The following is a 6,403-nucleotide window of genomic DNA, read 5'->3' as shown; positions in this document are numbered from 1 at the left end:
GGTCTATGGCTACGCCAGCCAGTTCTCGACCTTCAGGCCCCTGATCCGGTTGAACTCTCCCGTGTTGGCGGTCACCAGCGTGGTGCCCAATGCACAGGCATGAGCGGCGATAAAAAGATCGTTGTGGCCAATGGTCTGGCCCGCGGCTTCAAGCTCGGCGCGAAGTCCGCCATACTCGGCATCCACCGGCACATCGAGCGGCAAGACAGGAATCTCGGCCAGCAAGTCTTCAACCTTCTTGAGCAGCTTGGCCGATCCCTTCTTGGCGCAGCCATATCGCAATTCCGAGGCGACCACGATGCTGGTGCAAACGGCGTCATCTCCCTCGCGCGACATTGCCCTCGCGGCCTTGCCAGCCGGGTTTCGGATCATGTCGCTGATAATGTTCGTATCCAGCATGAACCGCATCTAGAAAATGTCCTCGGATTTGACTGGCGTGTCGTAGATCTCGGGGAAGTCGTCTTCAGGATCGAGCGGCGGCTCTTTCGCCCACTGGGCGAGCAACGCGGTGAGGCCAGGCTTGCGAACCGGCTCGATGACAAGACGATCGCCTTCCCGGCTGATCAGGACTTTTTCGCCGGGAAGCTCGAACTCGACAGGAATGCGCACCGCCTGGCTGCGGTTGTTGCGAAACAGCTTCGCCTCCTTGGGCGGCGTTGTTGAATGTCGGCTCTGGGGCATGTTGCAGCTCTTTTGTATATGCCTTTTGTATATGCCATGCAGCGCCGCAAAACAAGGCGCAGAAAAACTCCGACGAAGGTAGCATTCTCCTGGAACAGAATTCCAACATTCATCGACTTAGGCGACATATTTTCCTACGATGAGGCCACGAACCTACGGCGCATGCCTCGTCGCACACCACGCACCCCGGCTATGGTCCCACCATAAATTGCATCGGAGCCTGTTTTCATGAGACGATTTTTCCTCGGGCTTGCCACCGTCGCAGGCCTGTTCCTTGCATCCTCCCAAGCCTGGTCGGCCGACAAACTGCTCAATGCGTCCTATGACGTCGGCCGCGAACTGTTCGTGCAGGTGAACAAGGCCTTCATCGCGCAGCATCCGGGCGTCACGGTCGATCAGTCGCATGCCGGCACTTCGGCGCAGGCGCGTGCCATCGCCGAGGGCCTTGGCGCCGATGTCGTTACCTTCAACCAGGTCACCGACATCGACTTCCTGGTCAAGAAGGACCTCGTCTCGGCCGACTGGCAAAAGGATTTTCCCGACAACGCCTCGCCCTTCTATTCGCTGCCGTCCTTCCTTGTCCGCGCGGGCAATCCCAAGCATATCAAGGACTGGAACGATCTCGTGCGCGACGACGTGCAGGTGATTTTCCCAAATCCGAAAACCTCCGGCAATGCGCGCTACACCTATCTGGCGGCCACCGCCTACGCCAAGGAAGCCTTCAAGGGCGACGAGGCCAAGGTGAAGGAGTTCATCACCAAGCTTTTCAACAACGTGCCGATTTTCGACACCGGCGGCCGCGCCGCGACCACCACCTTCGTGCAGCGCGAGATCGGTGATGTGCTGATCACCTTCGAGTCGGAGACGCGCGGCATTCGCAAGGAGTATGGCGACGGCAAGTTCGAGCAGGTCACTCCGACGGTCAGCCTGCTGGCCGAATTCCCCGTCGCGATCGTCGACAAGGTTGCCGACGAGCACGGCACGCGCGATCTGGCCAAGACCTATCTCGACTTCCTCTACACGCCGGAGGGCCAGGACATCGCCGCCCGCAACGGCCTCAGAGCCCGCGACGCCGCTGTGGCGGCAAAATACAAGGCCGATTTCCCCGATATCCGGCTGCTGACGGTGGAAGACGTCTTCGGCGGCTGGGACAAAGTGCAGAAAGAGCATTTCGCCGCTGGCGGCCTGCTCGACCAGACCTACGGCAGCCGCTGAAGGCCGCGATATCTGCGCAGTTGACGGAAAAGCCGGCGCCCTGCCGGCTTTTTTCGTTTTGAACGCCGAAAACCTGGTTATCAGCGGAATATCCGCCTTCTCAGTGCAAAACGTTACAAAGAATCAACGCGTTTGTGCCTAACTGCAATCCGGCGGCTTGTTTTCGCGAAACATCATCGCGCGGCGAAAACGTCATTATTTGCACACAAACAGTCGCCAGATGCGAGTGGTTGGGGCTTCAATGGGTTGATCTGGGCATGCTGACGAAAAAAGGCAAATACGGCCTCAAGGCCCTCGTGCATCTGTCCGGCCTGCCGGCCGGCCAATTGGCCTTCGTCAATGACATCGCGGTGGCCAACAACATCCCGAAGAAATTCCTCGATGCCATTCTGGGCGAGTTGCGCAACGCCGGCTTCGTCCAGAGCCGCAAAGGCAAGGAAGGCGGCTATCGCCTCGCCCGGCCGGCCTCCGAAATCAAGATCGGCCATGTCGTGCGCGTGCTGGATGGGCCGCTGGCGCCGATCCCTTGCGCCAGCCGCACGCAGTATCAGCGCTGCGAGGATTGCGACGAGGCGACCTGCCAGGTCCGCCACATGATGCTGGAGGTGCGGCAGGCGATCGCCGAAGTGCTGGACAATCGCAGCCTTGCCGCCATGCGCGACGCCGACAATGACGATTTTCCGGTTGAGCTGACGTCGCAGATATAACCACCCACTGCAAGCTGACCGCGCTCAGACAGATGAAGGAGGGAGTTCTCCAAATCCCGGGTTGCAAACACCCGAAATCACAGGAGAACCCCATACAGTTTGGCCTACCCGTTCACATTTGACGCAGCCTCGAATACAGCGCGTGCGGACGTCGTACCCGCTACATGCTCCGTACCCGCCACACCGAGGTCCATCCATCCTGCATTCACGGCCTCGTACATTTCTTCGGCAGGTCCGCTGTGGCCCCTCGGGATGCCGAATTGTTCGAGCGCTTCCGCCCACCCTGCACGCGGGATTGCAAAGGCTTTCACGTCGAGGTTCAGGACTTCACCCAACTGCTCCGCGACTTCATCCGCGCTGACCATCGAACCAAGCTCGACGATGCGCTGCCCTGACCACGTTGGCCCGGTCAGAAGCGTTGCGAATTCCGCGCCAATGTCGTTCGTCGCGACCATGGTCGATTTCCGGTTTGTCGGATTGTAGAAAGCCGGCAGCGTTCCGCCCTGCGCGACCTGCAACCCGAAAAGAAAATTCTCGAAGAATCCGCCTGCGCGCACAAAAGCAACTGGCGATGTCAGGTCGCGAAAACCTTGCTCCAGAAGGGACAAGGCCGCGATCACCCCGTGCCCGCTGGTTCTGTTCGCGCCCATCGACGAAAGCGCAACCACTCGCGGCGGCGCTGCCTTGGTGAGCGCCTCGACATAGCTTGCAATCACGGCCTTTGCTTCCTTGTAATCGGGCGAAGGCGCCCAGACAGGAGGCAGCATGACGAACGCGCCTTCGACGCCTTCGAGCGCCCGCTCGATGGCTGCCGAATCATTCCAATCGCCGTCAACCAGCTCCACGCCCCGGTTCGCCCAGCTCAACGCTTTCTCGCGGTCGCGGACCAGCGCGCGCACCTTTTTGCCTTGCGCTAGCAAATGCCTTGCCGTCGCGCCGCCCACGTTTCCCGTGATTCCCATTACTAAGAACATGTGTTTTCTCCTGATGTTGAGGGACAGAACTGCCCCTGTTGGTTCAATGGATGAGCGGCAGAATGGCCCGGATACGGGGATCGCGCAGATAGAGGCCGCCCCAGGTCATCGCGCCCAGAAGCAGGGAAATGATTTCCGGCGGCGATCCCAACTCACCGATGCGGAGATGGGCGCAGATGGCACCTCCCAAAAAGCCCGTCACCAGGATCGCGCCGAGGACGGCGGTGACCGGGATGGCGTAGAGGATGGCGCAGGCGAGGATGATCGGACCCACGACGCGCGTCAGATCCATCGCGAACCCGGTTTCCTGCAACATGCTCGCGACCCGTGCCGGCGCGAAAAGCTGAACAGTGCCGTCTGTCATCAAAGCGATAACGACAAACGCGCTCATTATCCGGCCGGCCCACAGGGCGCGATGCAAGGTCATAGTTTCAGGTGTCTGATGCGGGTTCACAGTTTCGGACACTTGTCATTCTCCGATGGGGAGATCCCATATTCGAAGCTTACTGTGCCTCTCAGGTGTGATAAACACCGAGGAAATGAACCGACTGTTCTCTTTTTGGAAAACAATACCGGGAAACGAAAATGCAAAATCTCGAACCCATCCTCATTTTCATAACGGTAGCGGAAATGGGGAGCTTCACCCGCGCAGCCGACAGCCTGGGCATCCAAAAGGGGAGAGCCTCAACGGCGGTCCGGAAGCTGGAAGAAGATCTCGGTGTCAGGCTCCTGCACCGGACGACGCGCAGCGTGCGGTTGACGGAAGACGGACGCGCATTTCATGCCCGTGCCCGCGATCTGCTCGCTGAAGTCGATGATCTGCACTCGATGTTCGCAGGCGATCGCGTGGCACTTCGCGGGCGTTTGAGAGTCGACCTTCCGACCGAAGTGGCGCGCACAACGATCGTGCCGGCCTTGCCGGATTTCATGGCGGCGCACCCCCAATTGGAGCTGGAGGTGTCGAGTACGGATCGGCAAGTCGATCTGGTTCAAGAGGGGTTCGATTGTGTATTGCGGCTTGGACCCATTCGCGACGAGACGCTGATTGCCCGCCCGTTGGGCCTGTTGCGCATGGCCAACGCTGCCAGCCCCGCCTATCTGGCGCGCCATGGCGTCCCTCGGTCGCTGGAAGATCTCCAGCGTCAGGAACATAGGACAATTCACTTTTCGACGGTGCTAGGCGCGAGACCCTATGGATGGGAATATCCGGACGGCGACAGCTACGCGACGCTTCAGTTGCCAGGTGCGCTGCACGTCAACAGCGCGCAGACCTACGAAGCCGCCGCCCTCGCCGGCCTTGGTGTGATTCAGGCGCCACTTTTGGGCATTGGCCAATACTTGGAGAGTGGAGCGCTTATCGAGATCATACCCGATTTTCGTCGACGGGCGCTCGCCGTATCCCTCGTCGTCGCACATCGGAGCAATCTGTCGCGCCGAGTCCGCGCATTCATGAAATGGATCGAAGATGTGCTGACGCCGTATATGGAATAGCGACTGCCGGTCAGCGATCAGCGGTCCGGCGTCGCGGGCGCCAGCTCGCGTTGCACGCGCCTGTCCCCCAGGTAGAGGGCAAGCGAAATTTGCAGAAGTCTTGAGCGCGGACATGACCTTGCACGTCCCAAGCCGACGCAGTAAAGCGGGGGTCGAAGAACGGGCTGGACCGATGAGGCTGTGGTGGTTCGCAAAATCCCGCAAGGCCGCCCGCAAGCTGCCATCGGCAGCCAGTTTCCGCACTGAAATCATCGCCGACGTCTTCGTCCCGGAACGGGCGGAGGACGTCCGCTTCTTCAGCCGCAAGCTGGTTCACCCCGGCCGGCTTCGCCGCTTTTCCAACAAGGACCTTCGGGAAGGCCTGCTGTCCGTCTTCTATCTCGTGGTGGCAGCGGCGCTGCCGGTGCGCTGGTGGGCGCCGATCTGCGGCCGCATATCGAGGTTTCGCCTCAAGCGCCATATGCGCAAGGAATTCCCGGCCTACGCGGCCGCGACACGCGCGGTGCTTGGCGATGGCATCGATACACGCAAGCTGTTCGAGGGATTGCTGGCGGCGCGCCATCGGCGCCGCCTGCAGCTTGCCGCACATCTGGTGGCTGGCCGCTGGTCGCCGACGATCCGGCTGGAGGGGCTGGAGGGGCTGCGGTCGGCCTTGCAGCGCGGCCACGGCGCCATCCTCTGGTGCGATCAATTCACCGCCCAGACCATCATCGGCAAGCGCGCGCTATACGAGGCCGGTGTCGAGGCGCATCAGGTGAGCGTCAACACCCACGGTATTTCCGAAAGCGCGTTCGGCCTGCGTTTCCTCAACCCGCCGCTGGTCAATGTCGAAAACCGGTTCCTGAAAAGCCGGGTCGCCTTTGATCGCGACGATGCCTACCAAGTCACCATCCGCATCAAGAAGATCCTGAAGCAGAATGGCGTGGTGACGATGACCAACACCGTCCATGCCGGCACGACTTTCACCGAGGCAGCCATGGGCGAAAGCGGCTGGACGCACCTCGCCTCGGCGCCGGCGAATTTTGCCGCCAGGGGCAGAACCGCCCTGTTTGCCATGTCGACCTTCGAAGTGGTTCCCTTCATCGAGTACCGCGCCGTGCTCAGCCCCGAGTTGACGCCGGAGGCATCTGTAACCCCGGCGAAGGACACCGCCAGGGATGGCGCCAAGAACATGGCTGTGCAGGCGCACTACATCCTGCTCAAGCGCGACCGCCTGCTGGAAGCGCTGAGGCTCTACCCCGAGCAGATGCTGACGTGGTCCCGCCGGCAGCGGCTGACCGAGGCGCCGGACAGCACCGGCATCGGAATGGATGAAGGCTAATGACCGGCGTATCA

Annotated in this window: 8 protein-coding genes; 4 read left to right on the top strand and 4 right to left on the bottom strand. The window is 60.9% G+C overall.

Features of this window, described 5'->3' with window-relative positions; all coding sequences use genetic code 11:
- Positions 1–9 precede the first annotated feature (9 nt).
- Positions 10–408, bottom strand: a complete 399-nt coding sequence (locus tag EN984_RS18360; protein WP_127271404.1) for a type II toxin-antitoxin system VapC family toxin — start codon at positions 406–408, stop codon at positions 10–12.
- Positions 409–681, bottom strand: coding sequence for an antitoxin (locus tag EN984_RS18355; protein ID WP_127271402.1), 273 nt, complete (start codon positions 679–681; stop codon positions 409–411).
- A gap of 228 nt (positions 682–909) precedes the next feature.
- On the opposite strand from EN984_RS18355, the gene EN984_RS18350 reads away from it, so the two are divergent.
- Together EN984_RS18350 and EN984_RS18345 are read left to right on the top strand one after the other, a co-directional pair.
- Positions 910–1,896 (top strand): sulfate ABC transporter substrate-binding protein, encoded by a 987-nt coding sequence (locus tag EN984_RS18350; protein WP_127271870.1) that lies wholly within the window; start codon positions 910–912, stop codon positions 1,894–1,896.
- Positions 1,897–2,153: 257 nt separating this feature from the next.
- Positions 2,154–2,603 (top strand): Rrf2 family transcriptional regulator, encoded by a 450-nt coding sequence (locus EN984_RS18345; RefSeq protein WP_013530871.1) that lies wholly within the window; start codon positions 2,154–2,156, stop codon positions 2,601–2,603.
- Between the two features lie 104 nt (positions 2,604–2,707).
- Here EN984_RS18345 and EN984_RS18340 read toward each other — a convergent pair whose 3' ends face one another.
- Positions 2,708–3,577, bottom strand: a complete 870-nt coding sequence (locus EN984_RS18340; RefSeq protein WP_127270223.1) for an NmrA family NAD(P)-binding protein — start codon at positions 3,575–3,577, stop codon at positions 2,708–2,710.
- A gap of 43 nt (positions 3,578–3,620) precedes the next feature.
- A complete protein-coding gene (locus EN984_RS18335) occupies positions 3,621–4,043 on the bottom strand; it encodes a DoxX family protein (RefSeq protein WP_127270225.1) in 423 nt (140 codons plus the stop codon).
- Between the two features lie 119 nt (positions 4,044–4,162).
- On the opposite strand from EN984_RS18335, the gene EN984_RS18330 reads away from it, so the two are divergent.
- On the top strand, positions 4,163–5,068 hold the full coding sequence (locus tag EN984_RS18330; protein ID WP_127270227.1) for a LysR family transcriptional regulator: 906 nt from the start codon (positions 4,163–4,165) through the stop codon (positions 5,066–5,068).
- Positions 5,069–5,240: 172 nt separating this feature from the next.
- A complete protein-coding gene (locus EN984_RS18325) occupies positions 5,241–6,389 on the top strand; it encodes a hypothetical protein (protein WP_127383869.1) in 1,149 nt (382 codons plus the stop codon).
- Positions 6,390–6,403 lie beyond the last annotated feature (14 nt).

This window comes from Mesorhizobium sp. M7A.F.Ca.CA.004.12.1.1, assembly GCF_003997835.1.
In the GTDB taxonomy this organism is placed as follows: Bacteria; Pseudomonadota; Alphaproteobacteria; order Rhizobiales; family Rhizobiaceae; genus Mesorhizobium.
This window is presented reverse-complemented; position numbering and strand designations above follow the sequence as displayed.